Source organism: Humibacillus xanthopallidus (assembly GCF_044793955.1).
In the GTDB taxonomy this organism is placed as follows: domain Bacteria; phylum Actinomycetota; class Actinomycetes; order Actinomycetales; family Dermatophilaceae; genus Humibacillus; species Humibacillus xanthopallidus_C.
Genome location: NZ_CP084995.1, coordinates 930,024 through 945,991 on the forward strand (window position 1 = coordinate 930,024; position 15,968 = coordinate 945,991).

Annotated in this window: 10 protein-coding genes; 4 read left to right on the top strand and 6 right to left on the bottom strand. The window is 69.2% G+C overall.

The annotated features are described in order from the left end of the window. Nucleotides 1–48: 48 nt before the first annotated feature. A complete protein-coding gene (locus tag LG278_RS04285; protein WP_404391272.1) occupies nucleotides 49–1,341 on the top strand; it encodes a DUF222 domain-containing protein in 1,293 nt (430 codons plus the stop codon). A gap of 142 nt (nucleotides 1,342–1,483) precedes the next feature. On the opposite strand, the gene LG278_RS04290 is transcribed toward LG278_RS04285, so the two are convergent. Continuing rightward, on the bottom strand, nucleotides 1,484–3,304 hold the full coding sequence (locus tag LG278_RS04290) for a DEAD/DEAH box helicase (protein ID WP_404391274.1): 1,821 nt from the start codon (nucleotides 3,302–3,304) through the stop codon (nucleotides 1,484–1,486). Between the two features lie 439 nt (nucleotides 3,305–3,743). On the opposite strand from LG278_RS04290, the gene LG278_RS04295 reads away from it, so the two are divergent. Together LG278_RS04295 and LG278_RS04300 are read left to right on the top strand one after the other, a co-directional pair. Further along, nucleotides 3,744–4,415, top strand: coding sequence for a sensor histidine kinase (locus LG278_RS04295; RefSeq protein WP_404391276.1), 672 nt, complete (start codon nucleotides 3,744–3,746; stop codon nucleotides 4,413–4,415). A gap of 26 nt (nucleotides 4,416–4,441) precedes the next feature. Further along, nucleotides 4,442–5,107: a LuxR C-terminal-related transcriptional regulator gene (locus tag LG278_RS04300; RefSeq protein ID WP_404391278.1), complete on the top strand. Its 666-nt coding sequence runs from the start codon at nucleotides 4,442–4,444 to the stop codon at nucleotides 5,105–5,107. Here the strand turns inward: LG278_RS04300 and LG278_RS04305 are convergent. Next, on the bottom strand, nucleotides 5,088–6,800 hold the full coding sequence (locus tag LG278_RS04305) for a hypothetical protein (protein ID WP_404391280.1): 1,713 nt from the start codon (nucleotides 6,798–6,800) through the stop codon (nucleotides 5,088–5,090). The genes LG278_RS04300 and LG278_RS04305 overlap by 20 nt on opposite strands. 347 nt (nucleotides 6,801–7,147) lie before the next feature. Here LG278_RS04305 and LG278_RS04310 point away from each other — a divergent pair, with 347 nt between their 5' ends. Further along, nucleotides 7,148–10,531, top strand: coding sequence for a N,N-dimethylformamidase beta subunit family domain-containing protein (locus tag LG278_RS04310; protein WP_404391282.1), 3,384 nt, complete (start codon nucleotides 7,148–7,150; stop codon nucleotides 10,529–10,531). Between the two features lie 18 nt (nucleotides 10,532–10,549). Here LG278_RS04310 and LG278_RS04315 read toward each other — a convergent pair whose 3' ends face one another. From LG278_RS04315 to LG278_RS04330, 4 genes are read right to left on the bottom strand one after another with little or no spacing between them, the layout of a single operon-like run. Beyond that, nucleotides 10,550–11,611 carry a hypothetical protein gene (locus tag LG278_RS04315; RefSeq protein WP_404391284.1) on the bottom strand — a complete coding sequence of 354 codons (1,062 nt, stop codon included), beginning with the start codon at nucleotides 11,609–11,611 and terminating at the stop codon, nucleotides 10,550–10,552. Then, the gene (locus LG278_RS04320; RefSeq protein ID WP_404391286.1) at nucleotides 11,608–13,152 is read right to left on the bottom strand and encodes an oligosaccharide flippase family protein; all 1,545 of its coding nucleotides are present in this window, start codon (nucleotides 13,150–13,152) and stop codon (nucleotides 11,608–11,610) included. The genes LG278_RS04315 and LG278_RS04320 overlap by 4 nt, the downstream gene beginning before the upstream one ends. Continuing rightward, entirely contained in the window at nucleotides 13,149–14,576 is a 1,428-nt protein-coding gene (locus tag LG278_RS04325; protein WP_404391288.1) for an O-antigen ligase family protein, read from the bottom strand. Before LG278_RS04325 ends, LG278_RS04320 begins: the two co-directional genes overlap by 4 nt. A 46-nt stretch (nucleotides 14,577–14,622) precedes the next feature. After that, nucleotides 14,623–15,939 carry a hypothetical protein gene (locus tag LG278_RS04330; protein ID WP_404391290.1) on the bottom strand — a complete coding sequence of 439 codons (1,317 nt, stop codon included), beginning with the start codon at nucleotides 15,937–15,939 and terminating at the stop codon, nucleotides 14,623–14,625. Nucleotides 15,940–15,968 lie beyond the last annotated feature (29 nt).

Sequence of the window (15,968 nt, forward strand, 5' to 3'; positions counted from 1 at the left end):
GGTATGACAGTGTCATGCTTTGTCAGTGGTGGAGTCTAGGGTGAAGTCATGGAGGTCAGCGAGCTCGTCGACGACAGAGGTCTGGTCGGCGTGCTCCGGTTCGCGTCCGACGCGTTGCGTCTGGCCGTGCAGCGGTGCCCGACCTGGGCGCTCACGGAGGGCGAGGTGGGTGAGGCGGTCGGGTTGGCGCAGGCGGTGCGCGAGGCGGCCCAGGCGGTCACCGCGGTGGCGGCACGGGAGGCTGATGCGCGGGGCCTGGGCTGTGGGTTGGGATTGTCGCGGGCGGACTGGCTGCGCTCGATGGCGCCGGGACTGGACCCGCGTGAGGCGCCGGGCATCGCAAAGGTCGCGGCGGCGATGAACGAGCCGCGGTGGGCGGCGCTGGCTGACAAGGTGGCCTCGGGGGCGACCTCGATCGCGCAGGCGGCGACGATCGTGCGTTTCCGGGCCGACCTGGCCCGGATCGCCGACCCGGAGCACCTCGACGCGATCGTCGAGGCGATGGTCGAGGTCAGCGACGTGCTCTCCGCGGCCGAGCTGGCCCGGGTCGCAGCGCACGGACGCGCCTCGCTCAAACCTCCCGCCGACCTCGACGACGAGGACCGCCGGCTCCGGGCCGGGCGGGCGTTGAAGAAGATCGGCGAGACCGCCGGCTTCATCGACTACCTCCTGCGCCTGGACCCCGAGGCCGCAGCGATCCTCGAGGCCGCGATCGACCCGCTGGCCCGCCCGCGGCCCGACCTCGACTGGAGCGCGGACACCACCAGCGACACGACCACCGACACCACGACTGGCACCGGCACCGGCACCGGCACCGGCACCGGGAAGGACCCGCGCCGGCCGGAGACGCGCCGGGCGGATGCGCTGCTGGAGATCATCGGCCGCGGGGTCGCCGCCCCTGAGGGCGTGACCCGCACCCCGCGCACGCAGCTGGTGGTGACCATGTCGTTCGAGGCGCTGCTGGGCCAGCTGCGCGGTGCCGGGGTCTGCGACAACGACGCGGTGCTCTCCCCGGCGACGGTGCGCCGGCTGGCCTGCGAGGCCTCGATCATCCCGATGGTCCTCGGAGGCCGGTCCGAGGTGCTCGACCTGGGCCGCGGCGAGCGGTTCTTCACCCGGGCCCAGCGACGCGCCATCGCCCGCCGGGACGGCTGCTGCACCTTCCCGGGCTGCACCATCCCGCCGCAGTGGTGCGACGTCCACCACGTGACGCACTGGATCGACGGTGGCTGCACCGACCTGACCAACGGGGCCCTGCTGTGCGGGCGGCACCACACCGTGGTCCACGAGCGCGGCATGACCGCAACCGTCACCGCGACCGGCGTCACCTGGCACCGCTAGCTGCCCCGCCCCACACCTCGCCCCTGCCGGGCGAGGTCAGCGGCACGCCCAGGCTGGTGCAGGAGCTAGCCAGCTCCCCAAGCACACCACATCAGCCGGGCACTACGGCGGAGGCAGGCAGCGCGCACACCCCCGAGCGGCGCTACGAGCGTGGCCGATTCGAGCGCTGGCTCGGGCCCGACCGTGGACTGCCGTCGGGGGTGAGCTCGATCAGCTGCCCCGAGATCCGGGTGCCGCGAAGGCGCTCCATCGCACCCGGGGGCAGGTCGGCGGGCAGCTCCACGATCGAGTGGTCGGTGCGGATGTCGATGTGCCCGAAGTCCTGTCGGCCGAGTCCGCCCTCGTTGGCGATGGCTCCGACGATCTGACGGGGCTCGACCTTCTGACGCTTGCCCACGGAGATCCGATAAGGCACGAGCGGCCCGCTCGGGCCGCCGCGCCCGCCCCGCTGCTGTGGTCGGTCTCGACGCTCCCCGCGCTGCGGACGATCGCTGTAGCCGCCCCGGTCGCCACGGCTGTCGCGGTCACCGCGAGAGCGGTCGTCGCGGTCGAAGGTGCGGCGCGCCGGGCGCTCCGGCTCGGGGGAGAGGAGCATCGGCTCGTCACCCTGCAGGACCGCGGCGAGCGCCGCCGCGACGTCGACCTCGGGCACGTTGTGCTCGTTGACGTAGTGCGCGATGACGTCGCGGAAGAAGTCGACCTTGTCGGTCGAGAGCGCCGCGGTGATCGCGTCGTCGAAGCGGGTCAGGCGGGTGGCGTTGATGTCCTCGACACTGGGCAGGCTCATCGGGGTCAGCGTCTGGCGCGTGGCCTTCTCGATCGCCTTGAGCAGGTGCCGCTCCCTCGGTGTCACGAAGGAGATCGCGTCGCCGCTGCGGCCGGCCCGGCCCGTGCGGCCGATGCGGTGCACGTAGGACTCGGTGTCGGTCGGGATGTCGTAGTTGACGACGTGGCTGATGCGCTCGACGTCGAGCCCGCGAGCCGCCACGTCGGTGGCGACGAGGATGTCGAGCTTGCCCGACTTCAGCTGGTCAACCGTGCGCTCACGCTGGTTCTGCGCGATGTCGCCGTTGATCGCCATGGCGGAGAAGCCGCGGGCCCGGAGCTTCTCCGCGAGGGTCTCGGTCTCGTTCTTCGTGCGGACGAAGACGATCATCCCCTCGAAGTTCTCGACCTCGAGGATGCGGGTCAGCGCATCGACCTTCTGCGGGTAGGACACCGTGAGGTAGCGCTGGGTGATGTTGGGCGTCGTCGACGTCGTTGCCTTGACCGTCACCTCGACCGGGTCGTCGAGGTACTTCTTCGAGATGCGCCGGATCTGCGAGGGCATCGTCGCGGAGAAGAGGGCGACGTGCTTGTCGTCCGGGGTGTCGGCGAGGATCGTCTCGACGTCCTCGGCGAAGCCCATCTTGAGCATCTCGTCGGCCTCGTCGAGCACGAGGAAGCGCAGCTGGCGCAGGTCGAGCGTCCCCTTCTCGAGGTGGTCCATGATGCGACCGGGGGTGCCCACGACGATGTGCACGCCGCGCCGCAACGCGCTCAGCTGCACGCCGTAGGCCTGACCACCGTAGACGGGGAGCACGTGCACGCCCGGCAGCCGAGCGGCATACCGCTCGAAGGCCTCGCACACCTGCAGGGCGAGCTCGCGGGTGGGAGCCAGCACGAGCGCCTGTGGCGACTTCTGCTTGAGATCGAGCTGGCTGAGGATGGGCAGCGCGAAGGCTGCCGTCTTGCCGGTGCCGGTCTGTGCGAGCCCGACAACGTGCCGCCCCTGGAGCAGCGCGGGGATCGTCGCCTCCTGGATCGGCGATGGGTGCTCGTAGCCGAGCTCTTTGAGGCTCTTCAGGATTCGCTCGTCGAGCCCCAGGCCGGCGAAGCCCGGTCGCGTCGGTGCCTCACGGGAGTCCGTGGTCGGCGGCGTCTCGTCGATCGTGCTCTCGGGCGGGTTGGTGGTGTCGCTCACCCTCCGACGGTAGTGCGTCGCCCGGGGTGGGCGACACGTCTCCGCGTGTCTGCCCGGCGCCAAGGGCGCGAAAGGGCCGAGTGGCACCGTGCCGTGAGAAGGAGGGGGCAGTGACCGTTGCATGCAGTCCAGTGATCGGAAGAGCGCCGCCTGCGCGCCCGCCGGCACCGACTCCAAGAACCACGCACAGGTCGGGCGATACTTGTTGATCTACGGGATAAACGGCGAAAACGGTTCATAGGGAACGGGATTGCCACTCTCAGAAGTGATCACCTGAATGTGTGGATGGATGCCCCCTCAGGGGTTATCTTTCTCTCGTAGGAGGCGAAGCGCCGCCGGGGGGCGTAGCGCGAGCCGTTCCTTGGGGGGTCGTTTCCCGGGTGAGGTGAAGAAGTCCGCCCGCGTTCCGGGAGACGCTTATCCACGGTGGGGGGCCACCATGTACGTCGACGACGGCGTCAGCGATGCCGCATTCCAAGAACTCAAACCGATATCAGGATTCCCGATGCCCGCGGGCCCAGCACCCGCGGACACCGTGCGAGCCCTCTTGCACGACCTGCGGCAGCCTCTGACCGCATTGCGGCTCATGGCCCAGGACGCCGAGTGTGGCCGGCGGGACACGGTCCTGACCGCGATGCTCGACGAGGTCAACTGGCTCAACGACCTGGTCGAGTCGGTCCTCGGGGGTCATGCGGACACCGGCCCGCGCTACGTGCTCCTCGGGGATGTCGCGACCGCCGCGGCCGCTCTGGCCTTTGCTCAAGCAGGATGCTCCTGGACGGTCGAGGTCAAGGCGGAGGCGTGGGTGAGTGTCCGCCGCTGCGCCGTGGAAAGGGCGCTGCTGTGCGTTCTCGACAACGCGACCAGGGCAGCCGGGGACCACGGTCACGTCGACCTCGTGGTGTCGTCACACGCGGGCCACGGACGTCTGGAGGTGACAGACGACGGCCCGGGGCTCGGCCGGCTCGCAGCCCAGCATTCGTTGGGGCTGCCTACGGTTCGTGCGGTGCTGGCTGACTGTGGCGGCAGCTTTTCGTTGCGTGACGGGGTCGGCGCTGGGGCGGTCGCCACGATCGAGATCCCGCTCGCTGCCTCGGTCAGGGCATCGTGAGGGTGGTCATCTCTGACGATCACCGAATGCTCCTCGACGCCATGAGCACGTCGCTGACTGCACGAGGGCACGAGGTCGTCGCACAGGAGGTGACGCCTGAGGGGGCGCTGGTTGCGGTCGCTCGTCATGATCCCGACATCTGCCTACTCGACTACAGCTACCCGCACGGCACCTGCCTCGAGGTGCTGCGCACCATGACGGCGGAGCACCCGCGCACGCGGGTGGTGGTCTTCTCCGCCATGACCGATCCACAGACGGTGGGAGCATGCCTCACCGCTGGAGCTGCCGGGTTCGTGAGCAAGCTGAAGTCCATCGACGACATCTGCCAGGCCCTCGACCGTGCCGGCTCCGGAGGCGTGGCCATCGACGCGCACCTGCTTCAGCAGGTGCTCAAGCCGGCCTCAGGGGAGGACCCCCTTTGGGCCCTGCAGTTCCTCACGGATCGCGAGTGGGATGCATTGAGGAGCATCGTCCAGGGGCTGACCACCAAGCAAATCGCAGCGGAGCTCGGCATCAGCCAAGCCACCGCGCGAACGCACGTCCAGCGCCTCTTGGCGAAGCTCGGGGTGCACTCACGTCTGGAGGCGGCGGCACTGATCAACCGGCACGCCACCTCCGAGACGTGGCCGGTGCGACTTCGGAGATCAGGGCTGAAGCGAGGACCGTCAGACATCAGGGCGAGGTGGCCATGATCGAGACACGCACGTCATCGGTCGTCGCATCCAGGGTGTTGTTGCTCGCCATGCTCCCGATCCGGACGACGCTCACGCTCCGGGTCAATGCACTCAGCGCTGCGCCGCGGGCGAACGGACCGGTGAAGGCCGTGCCAACGGGAGTGACGAAACCCTCGAGCATGATCGTGCCGTCCGCGTTGGTGCGCTGGTGCAGTCGCAGCCGGTACGACGTGCCTGGGGCAAGCTTGGGCCCGGGAGCACCGATCGTCGTGTTGTAGTTGCGCAGGAGAAGGGTGCCGTCCGCACGAAGCCAGAACGACCCGGTGGTCACCGTGCCCGAGCCCGTGGTGTTGAGGGACTGCACGATGCGCGTGTCGCCGGTGCCGAGGGCGTTGACCCGGAGCGTCAGGTCGACCCAGTGCTCGGGAGATGCCGTGAAGCGCTGCTCGAGGTACGCAGAGGACGTTCCGCGGGGGAAGCGCGCCGAGGCGAGGCCTGCCACGGGGCGCACGGTCTCGAGCTGAACCGGACCATCGACGAGGGTTGCGCCCTTTTCGCCGACGAGACTGCGCTGCTCGAACGTCATGTCGGCCGCGGTCTTCGAGGTCGCCGTGGGCGACGGCGTGGGCGTCGGGGTGGGCGTCGGGGTGGGCGTCGGGGTCGCCGTCGTGGTCGTGGTGGGTGGTGTGCCCGGTGTGGTGGTGATGGCGCGGAAGCGGGTCCAGGGGATGGTGCCGAGGATGGTGCGGGTGATGGTGGTGTCCCAGCCGGCGGAGGTGCGGTCCTGGAGGTAGATCTTGGCGGAGCCGGAGTTGTCGACGACGTACATGCCGTACTGCTGGAGGGCTTTGGCGATGATCAGGCCGGTGGGGGTGACGCCGAGTCTGGTGAGGTCTTCGGGGGTGAGGGTGGGGTCGAGCTGGAGGCGGGTGCCTTCGGGTAGGTCGCGTCCGGTGGTGCCTTTGCCGTCGGACTTGGAGGCGGGGAAGGTGTGTTCGCGGGAGGGGTAGGCGTAGGCGAAGGCGAGGGCGTGTTCGATGCGGCCGGTGGTGATCTCGGTGGGGCGGACGGTCCCGGCGAGGTAGGGCAGTCCGGCGCCGCGGCCGGCGAGGCCGTCGGCGAAGCGGCCGGTGGAGGTGGTGTCGGTGCGGATGGCGTAGCCGTTGGTGGCGGTGGCTTGGCCGTTCTTCCAGGCGAACTGCCAGAAGCCGTACTCGATGCCGGCGGTCTGGTCCCAGAGGACGACTTGGCCGTCGCTGCCGGGGGGTGGGGTGAGGCCGGCGGGGATGGGCAGGTTGGTGATGGTGGGGGCGTAGCCGTGGCCGATGCGGGTGCCGGAGGTGTAGTCGGAGTAGTAGCCGGTGAGCTGGATGCTGGTGCGGGGTGCGGTGGGGGTGACGCAGTAGAGGCCGATGGCGTACTGGTCGACGTCGGAGGTGAGGGTCTGGCCGGTGGCGGTGAGGGTGGCCTGGTAGGTGGGGGTGCGGGGGTCGATGGTGGGGGTGGATCCGATCGGGGTGTTCCACGCACTCGACGGCGCATACGGTCGCTGCCCCGAGCACGGGGCCAGCGCGCTGGTCGCTGTGGTGACCGAGGCGGATGCGGTGGCTGGCGCAGACGCGGCCGTCGAATACATGGCTGCGCCGATCACGAGGGCGGCGAGGCCCGCGAGCGCAACGGCTGCCGGGCGCCTGCTGGGTCTGTTGGTCATAGTCACGATGTCGTCCTGAGGGGAGGGGTGGGGGTCGAGCCGGAGAATGCCCGCTCCTTTGCTCGACTCTTCTTGGGAGGGCGGACAAAGGGCCTTCGCCTGTCAGGGCGGACAAGATGTGGAGGTTTGTGTTAGCGAGTGTTGGGGTATCCGATTCGTGCCGCAACTCGAGATTGGGCTTGCCTGCGGAGTGGCCTGATTCGGGTCCTCCAGCGGGGTCGTGCGGTAGCCTCCATGGAGGGGGCGCGGCGTTCATGAGAATGGCTGCGTCAAGCAGTACACAAAGAACTATTCGGGCATTTCTCTCGGCGCCGTGACGCGTTCATTTCCTCGTGCGGGAGAAGTCCATGGCCACCCAGAGCCAGCCCTTTGTTCGCCTCGGCCTGCCAGCGATGGCGCTCGTCCTCGCGCTCGTGATGCCGACGTCGATCGACCTCGGCGCGAGCGCCCCGGTGTCGGCCTCGGTCAACCCCGTCGTGGTCGAGAACCAGAAGCCGGGCTCTGACGGATGGGGCCTCGGCCTCAACGGCTACCGGGTCGCCGACGACCTCGGGAAGCAGGTCAAGGGGTATGCCTCCGCCGCCAGCGTCAACGTCGGTGAGAGCATCGACCTCAAGGTCACGGTGAACCCGCCCCAGTCCTACACGGCCAACGTCTTCCGGCTGGGCTACTACGGCGGCAAGGGCGCACGGCTGGTCCGCTCGGTCGACGGGCTTGCCGGCATCCAGCAACCTGCGTGCACCCCCGAGGCCGGCACGGGTCTCATCGAGTGCCAGTGGTCGACCAGCTTGCGACTCGACGTGGAACCCGACTGGACCAGTGGCGTCTACCTCGTCCTGCTCACCAACGCCGCGGGATTCCAGAGCTACGTGCAGTTCGTCGTCAGGGACGACGCCCGACACGCGGACCTGCTCTTCAAGCAGAGCGTCATGACGTACCAGGCCTACAACAACTTCCCGAGCGACGGACAAGCCGGCTGCAAGGGCGTCCCAGCCACCGGCAAGAACCTCTACGACACCCAGAGCTCACCCACCAAGACCGTCACGGGAACGCCGCGCGCGGTGAAGGTCTCGTTCGACCGCCCGTACCCCTGCACAGGAGGCGGGAGCCTCCTCGACCCGGACTGGAGCTGGGAGGGCTACTTCCTCACCTGGCTGGAGATGAACGGCTACGACGTGGCCTACACGACGGACGTCGATGCACACCTGCGGCCCCAGACGCTGCTCGACCACGAGGGCCTGCTCTCGGTGGGGCACGACGAGTACTGGACCAAGGAGATGTTCGACGCCTTTGAGGGCGCGCGAGATCAGGGCGTCAACATCGGCTTCTTCGGGGCGAACGATGTCTACTGGCAGTCGCGTCTCGAGCCCTCGAGCTCCGGCGTGCCCGGCCGCACGATGGTCGTCTACAAGAACACGCCCAACAACAGCTACAGCACGGTCGACCCGGTCGTGCAGCCTGCTCTCCGCACGGTCCGCTTCCAGGATCCACCCCTCAACCGACCGGCTCAGACCCTCATCGGCACGTCGTTCCTGGGATCGACCGACAGGTCCACTCTCAACACTGCTCTCAGCCCGAGCGCCTCGGGCGGCTGGCCGTGGTCCGACGCGGGGGTGAGCCCAGGAACCGTGTTCTCGGGCATCATCGGCTACGAAGCCGACGGGTACTCCTGTCACTACGCTCCCCCCGAGAACACCGGCTTCGCGCTCGTTGCGGCCTCGCCGTTCCGCGGCTCGGACAAGATCAGCGGCACGGCGCACGCCGCTGCGTATGTGGCGCCGAGTGGCTCCCTCGTCTTCTCCGCGGGCACCATGTCGTGGGTATGGGGCCTCGTGGACAAGGCGGATCCGCGTGATCCCACACGCCAGGCCTCGCTCTACGACCCGGCCCTCGACAGGGCGACCGTGGTGGTCGTGGATGCCCTCGCCGGGATGACGCCGTCGCCGTCGCTACCAGAGTTCACTCCGGACTGCACGGCCGACGTCGACATGGGCTTCGAGGGCGCCGGCGTCATCGGCGCGGACGGCGCGATGCGCTCGTTCGGCACGGTCCTGCTTGACGCGGACAGCCCGATCGTGGGAGCGAAGTCAGCGAGGACCAACGGCGCGTCGAGCTACCTCGACCACCCGATCACGGCGGTGGACTCGGTGACGGTGGACTTCTTGCTACGACTCAACGCCGTGCCCGCCTACCCGGTGCGCGTCGTCGTAGTCAGCTCACAGATCACCGACATCGGAAACGTGGTGCTCAACCCCACCACCGGTGGGGTGACGGCCAGACTCCGCAACGGTTCACCTCCGATCGGCGCGGCGAGCCAGCTCGTGCAGGTCGGCCAGACGTACCACGTGCGTCTGGTGCAGAGCCGGGGCGCCGGTGCCGACGGCGTGCTGGCGGCATGGCTCGCTCCCGAGGGCTCGGAGCTCGGGGCCCCCTTCGCGCAGACGACGACGGCCACCTTCACGGGCAGGGCCGACAAGGTGCGGATCGGGTCCACGACTAACTCGCAGACGACCCCGCCGGGCCTCGACGCCGACATCGACGCCGTGCGCATCATCGGTGGTCCGGCCCCGGCCAGCATGACGCTGCCCCCCTCCAGCCCGACGGGCCTCGTCCTGTCCCTCTCGGGGACCTCGGTCCAACTGCGGTGGACGGACACGGCAACGAACGAGGCGGCATACGTCGTGGAACGCTCTGGCGACGGCGGCACCACGTGGACCCAGATAGCGACGCTGCCCCCCGACGCCGCCGGCCACCTCGACGCGAGCGTGGCTGCGTCGACGGACTACCTCTATCGCGTGGTGGCGATGAACGCGAACGGCTCGAGCGCCCCGACTCCCGCCCAGGCGATCAGCACCCCGGCGACCCCACCGATGGCGCCCGCGGGTCTCACCGCGACGGCTGCGAGCCAGACCCAGACACTGCTCGCCTGGAATGACCTGTCCACCAATGAGACCGGCTTCGAGCTCCAGCGAGCGCCGACCAGCGACTTCGCGGGCGCGGTGACGTGGGCGCTCCCCGCCAACACGACGACGTACTCGGACACCCGCGACGAGGGAGTGGCCTGGTACCGCGTGAGGTCCGTGGGCGCCTCAGCATCGACGTGGACCTCGTCCGTGGTCGGCGCACGCCAGGCCGACATGACCTTCGAGGCAGGCGCCCTGACCGGGACGCAAGGGGCCACCTCTGCCATCGGACCCGTGGCGCTGGAGATGAGCGCTCCGCTGGTGGGCACCGCCTCCGCGCGCTTCCGCGCCGCGACCACGACCGCGTACCTCGAGCAGAAGCTCGCCGCGGTGGCGCCGGAGACGTTCACCAGCCTGACGTACCGGGTCAACGCTCTGGCGTCCGGCGACACCCGCATCGTCCAGTCCCTCAACGGGACCGGAGGCTCTGCTCCCACCACGGGCTCACTGTGGCTCAAGGGAGACGGCACGCTGCTGCTCCGCAACTACAACACGACGATCGGGACAGGCGTCAAGCTCCTTCCCGGCATGACGTATCGGCTGGGTCTGCACCAACGGCGGGTCTCCGATGGGGCCATCGCTCTGGAGGCGTTCGTCGCCGGTGCCGGCCAGCCGTTCGGGACACCCTTCGCGAGCACCAGCAGCGCCCCGGTCTCGACCACGACGAACGTGACCGCGGTGCGACTCGGGGTCATGGCGAGCACCAACACGCTTGATGCCACGGTGGACGAGGCACACATCGACACGAGCTTCATGCCGACCCGCTGAGCGTCGGCCGTCAGGTCGTCACCGAGAGTGGGCGAGTGGTGTCGGGGTGTCCGGCGTGGTGGGTGGTGTGCCCGGTGTGGTGGTGATGGCGCGGAAGCGGGTCCAGGGGATGGTGCCGAGGATGGTGCGGGTGATGGTGGTGTCCCAGCCGGCGGAGGTGCGGTCCTGGAGGTAGATCTTGGCGGAGCCGGAGTTGTCGACGACGTACATGCCGTACTGCTGGAGGGCTTTGGCGATGATCAGGCCGGTGGGGGTGACGCCGAGTCTGGTGAGGTCTTCGGGGGTGAGGGTGGGGTCGAGCTGGAGGCGGGTGCCTTCGGGTAGGTCGCGTCCGGTGGTGCCTTTGCCGTCGGACTTGGAGGCGGGGAAGGTGTGTTCGCGGGAGGGGTAGGCGTAGGCGAAGGCGAGGGCGTGTTCGATGCGGCCGGTGGTGATCTCGGTGGGGCGGACGGTCCCGGCGAGGTAGGGCAGTCCGGCGCCGCGGCCGGCGAGGCCGTCGGCGAAGCGGCCGGTGGAGGTGGTGTCGGTGCGGATGGCGTAGCCGTTGGTGGCGGTGGCTTGGCCGTTCTTCCAGGCGAACTGCCAGAAGCCGTACTCGATGCCGGCGGTCTGGTCCCAGAGGACGACTTGGCCGTCGCTGCCGGGGGGTGGGGTGAGGCCGGCGGGGATGGGCAGGTTGGTGATGGTGGGGGCGTAGCCGTGGCCGATGCGGGTGCCGGAGGTGTAGTCGGAGTAGTAGCCGGTGAGCTGGATGCTGGTGCGGGGTGCGGTGGGGGTGACGCAGTAGAGGCCGATGGCGTACTGGTCGACGTCGGAGGTGAGGGTCTGGCCGGTGGCGGTGAGGGTGGCCTGGTAGGTGGGGGTGCGGGGGTCGATGGTGGGGGTGGATCCGATCGGGGTGTTCCACGCACTCGACGGCGCATAGGGCGGGGCGCTGCTTCGGCATGTGACGACGGAAGCATCCGGAGCGTCGGCGGGAGTGTCGCCGGGCGACTGACAGGCACCCAGAGCCATCATGAGGGCCAGGGCCCACCCCCGGACGGCGACCCGAGCCGTGGACGACTTCGCCTCGCGACTCATCGCACATCGAGTAGGAGACGGACGACACGGACCCGCGCCGCCTCCGGGAAGACAGCCAGCACCCGTAGGTCTCGACGGCTGGACCACAGCAGGAGGAGAGTGGCGGCGCCGACGAGCGCCACGTCGACGGCAAGGGTGGGGTCGAGGGCGGCAGTCGTGAGCGCGAGGATGCCGCCGAGACCCACGATCCGGGCCAATGCGCGTGCAAGACGAAGGTCGACGGGCCAGATGCCGAGGTCGTGCCGCACGATCAGGAGCTTGCCCACGGTCAGCAGCGCGATCGTTGAGGTCGTCCCGATGGCGGCGCCCAGCGCGCCGAACTGGCGCACGAGCAGCACGTTGGCGCTGATGTTGAGAACCGTGACCGCAACGTTGGCCAGCGCCAGGTTGCGCAGGATGCCGTGCGCCTTCAATGTGAGTCCACTGAGCCCGAAGATCGCGAGCAGGTACTGACCAGTGGCCATGATGGCGAGGATCGGACCCGCGGCCGCATAGCGCTGGCCGAACAACGTCTCTGTGAGTGTGGGCGCGCAGACGATGGTCAGGGCCGCGATCGGGAAAGTGAAGACGGCGATCCAGAGCGAGCACGACGCATACAACTCTTCCCCCCGGGCGGTTTCACCGCTGGCGAAGAACCGTGACGCCGTCGGGATGAACAGAGGGATCAGGGCGTAGAAGATCACGAGGTTGCCGCTGGCGAGCGGTTGGGTGGCTTGGAGAAGGGCAACTTCTGTCGCCCCCGAGATCCAGCCGACGATGACGGCGTCCGAGGCGAAGAGCACGATCGCGAGCAGGTCTGCGGCGACCGCCGAACCGGTGAAGAGCATCAGCGCCCGGACGGGCATGACCGGCCGCACGGCGCGGGCGACGACTCCGCGCTGTCGGAGCAGGCGCCAGAGCTGCGGGAGGTAGATGAGCAGGCCCACGACCGTGGCGATCACGTATCCCACACCGAGCACGAGGACCGATGCCTGCATGACGAGCATGACGGCGACCACGGCGATGCGCAGGAGGGGGGTGATGACGTAGCGCCGCCAGAAGATGGCTCCCGGCCGGCCGTAGACGGCGAAGAGCGTGCTCCCCAACGTGTCGACGGCCTGCAGGGGGGCGAGCAGGACCATCACAGCGAGCAGCTCCGCGCTCTGTCGGTCGTGGATGACCATGCGAGTGAGCTCGTCGCGGCCAAGGACGGTCGCAGCGACCACCACCGTGCCCAGCGTCACCACCACGGCGAGGTAGAAGAGGATCGCACCGGCGAGGTGTGCCCGCTGCCCGCGTTCGTCGTAGATGGCCAGGAACCGGGACATCGTCTGCTCCATCCCGAGCGACACGACGACCGTGAGAAGGGTGACGACGGCGATGCAGTAGGAAAAGGCGCCGAACGCGGCTTGCGGGAGGTAGCGGACGATGAGGACCTGGATCAGGATCCCGGCACCGATCGCGAGGAGCCGGCCGACGAGGAGCAGCGAGGACCCCCGGATGGCGGCGTGGGGCGACGGTGCCACCGCGGGGGCGGTCGCTCGGGGCTCGGCGTCCTTCACGAGCCGCTCCCGGCGAGTCGGCGGGCGTGCGTTGCTGTCCGCTGGACCGGGTTCGGGGGCTCCTCGGGGTGTCGTGGGGTCAGGTTGATGACGGCCGCCGAGAGCGCGAGATACAGCCACAGGTAGCGGGCGTAGGCGAGGTGGAGGAAGGCGCTGCACGCAAGGTAGAAGCAGAGGGAGACCAGGGCGGCGGTGGCCAGCCCCCGCAAGGGGGTGTGCCGTCGGGCACGAGCGAGACCGAGGAGGACGGCGACCACGAGACAGGTGAACGCCGCCAGCCCGAGCAGGCCGACGTCCGCGGCCAGACCCAAGACGATGTTGTGCGCGTTGCGCGCGCCGTCGCCGCTGTGGACGCTCCCGCCGGAGAGGTTGACATAGCGCTGGTAGTAGAGAGGGAACTGGCCCGGTCCGACTCCGACGAACGGATGCGCCGCGAACACTTCCCAAGCCGCCGCCACCTCCGACAGGCGGCCAGCCGCGGACGCCTCCTCGCCGGGCCCGCCTGCTACGACGGTCCCGAGCGTCGCGAGGCGTTCGGCCAAGGTGGGGACCACCGCCACGGCTGCGGCTCCCGCGACGCTGAGATAGACGAGGGTCTTGCGCGGAAGGACTCCGCCCACCGCGAGCAGCACGAGGACGCCGGCGGCCGCCATGAGCGCCCCGCGCGAATAGGAGACGAACACGGCGTAGCTCACGAGCAGCCCGGCCCCCACGCAGACGATGCGGCCCAGCAGGGTCCTCGCGGAGATCGCGAGGTAGATGGCCCACGGCGTCAGTGCCGTCATCACCATGGCGAAGAAGTTCGGTTCGCCGATCATTCCCGCGGCTCGGAAGCTGCCCCCCACGAGCTCATCGGCAAGAACCCACGACGATGAGGCCGTGATGTCATACGGCTCGGAGACCTGCGCCAACCCGAAGAACGTGTTGTAGAAGTTGCCCTGGCGCTGCTGGTAGGCCACGAAGAAGCCGACCACTGCCCCGGCCACGACGACTGCCTGGATGCAGAGCCGCAGTGTGCGCACTGTCCTGATGCTGTTGGTCAGGGCGAAGAAGAAGATGAGTCCCTCGAGCAGCCACTGGACCAGGGTCGGGAAGCTGTCGCCAGGGCGGAACGAGAGGACGGTTGAGACGGTCGCCACGAGGGCGAAGGCGAGCAACCCCGTCATCGGCCATCCCCACACGACAGGTGCCCGATTGACGAGGATCTGGTAGAGCGCGGGCAGCAGGAGGAGCAGGTAGGGCAGCACCGGGGCCAGTGCCGGCGCTCCCACGTTCGTCGCGAGCACGCCTACGTTGACGAAGAGGAGTCCGACCGCGACCGCGGTCACCCAGTTCGGGCCGGTGAGCGCGAGTGACAGGACGAGCAGGGCCGTGACGGTGAGCGCCACCGTCACGGCGAAGTAGCCCAGCAGGGAGGCGGTCACGGCGGAGCCTGAACCCGTGCAGCGACCGACCGGGTCGAATGGCCAGTCATGGGGCCGTGACGCTCTCGGGGGGTGTCATCAGTCGGTGCAGCGGTCGCCCATCCCGCAGCAGGACGACCCCGAGCAGGCGCCCACCGCGGCGCACAATGGCGTCCATGCAGTCCAGCAGGTTGACCTCGATGGACGGGTCGCCGTACTCACCGACGAGGACCACGGCGTCGGTGGAGCTCAGCCACCAGGGTCCGGCAAGGGCGGAGGCCAAGGACGGCAGGGTGAGGACGAGCAGGTCATCGCTGCGACCTCGGGCGGAGGCGAGGAGACGCTCGGCTAGCTCGGTCTCCTCCTGGGGACTGTCGACCTGGATCACGCTGAGGTGCGGGCGGGTCAGCCGGATCGAGTGAATCGTGTCAGTGGGGTCCACAAGCGCGACCCGACGCCCGGGGGCAGCAAAGGCACTCGCGAGATTGAGAGCGACCTCTGGGGCGATCGGGCCCGCCCTGGTCCCGACGACGGAGATCGAGCTCAAAGGTGCTGTCGCGGCCCGAACATCCATGCGCGCGGCGATCTGTGCGTACTCTGTGGCCCTGCGCCCACGGACCACTACCGGCCCGGATGCGTCGTGGCGACCCCTGGAGCGACCGCTGGACGTGACGCTGCCCAGGTAGTCCTCGTTGGCGAGGGCACCGCGCACTCGCAGCACTCGGCGATGCCGACGCGCGACGAGGAAGCACAGGGACGTGAAGGTCAGCAAGCTCCCCGCCACTGCCGAGAGCATGGCCACCGCCTTCTCACTGGTGTCGGTCTCGCGGTCCGCACGCGTGGCTGGCTGGATCAACGTCAGCGCTCCACTCGCTTGACGCGTGTTCTCCTGCGCGCGCACGTCGGCGGTGGGGTTCTGGACGGGCGGAGACGTCGGTCCCTGATCCCTCAGTCGATCGACCTCGCCGACGAGGAGGCTGGCGAGTCGCTGCGCTGTCGCGGCATCGGACCAGGTCGTCCTGATGGTCAGGATGCGGGACTTCTCGTTGAACTGCACGTCCGCCGCCGAGAGCAGCTTCTCGTCGGTGTTCAATGGCAGCCCCGCACTTCTCGCAGCCCTCTGCAGGACAGCCTCCGAGCCGAGGGCGTCGGCGTAGGTCTGCCCGAGGGAGGCTGAGGCGCGCAGGGAGTCCGTCGACCCGGTCAGCTGACCCACGAGCAGGCGCGCCTGGGACTCGTAGCCGGGGTTGATGGAACTGAGCGCCAGCAGGGCGAGCATTCCCGAAGCGATGCCGGCGCAGAGGACCGCCCACCAGAAGCGCCGAAGCGTCCAGAGCACGAGGCGGCTCGGGATGCCGCGCCCAGCCTCGGGTGGGTGCGGCATCCCGGGACGCGGACGGCCGGTGCCTCCGA

What these genes read in the sequence shown, in the direction of transcription:
- LG278_RS04285 (WP_404391272.1), top strand. Translation starts at nt 49, where the DNA reads ATGGAGGTCAGCGAGCTCGTCGACGACAGAGGTCTGGTCGGCGTGCTC.
- LG278_RS04295 (WP_404391276.1), top strand. Translation starts at nt 3,744, where the DNA reads ATGTACGTCGACGACGGCGTCAGCGATGCCGCATTCCAAGAACTCAAA.
- LG278_RS04300 (WP_404391278.1), top strand. Translation starts at nt 4,442, where the DNA reads ATGCTCCTCGACGCCATGAGCACGTCGCTGACTGCACGAGGGCACGAG.
- LG278_RS04305 (WP_404391280.1), bottom strand. Translation starts at nt 6,800, where the DNA reads ATGACCAACAGACCCAGCAGGCGCCCGGCAGCCGTTGCGCTCGCGGGC.
- LG278_RS04310 (WP_404391282.1), top strand. Translation starts at nt 7,148, where the DNA reads ATGGCCACCCAGAGCCAGCCCTTTGTTCGCCTCGGCCTGCCAGCGATG.
- LG278_RS04315 (WP_404391284.1), bottom strand. Translation starts at nt 11,611, where the DNA reads ATGAGTCGCGAGGCGAAGTCGTCCACGGCTCGGGTCGCCGTCCGGGGG.
- LG278_RS04330 (WP_404391290.1), bottom strand. Translation starts at nt 15,939, where the DNA reads ATGCCGCACCCACCCGAGGCTGGGCGCGGCATCCCGAGCCGCCTCGTG.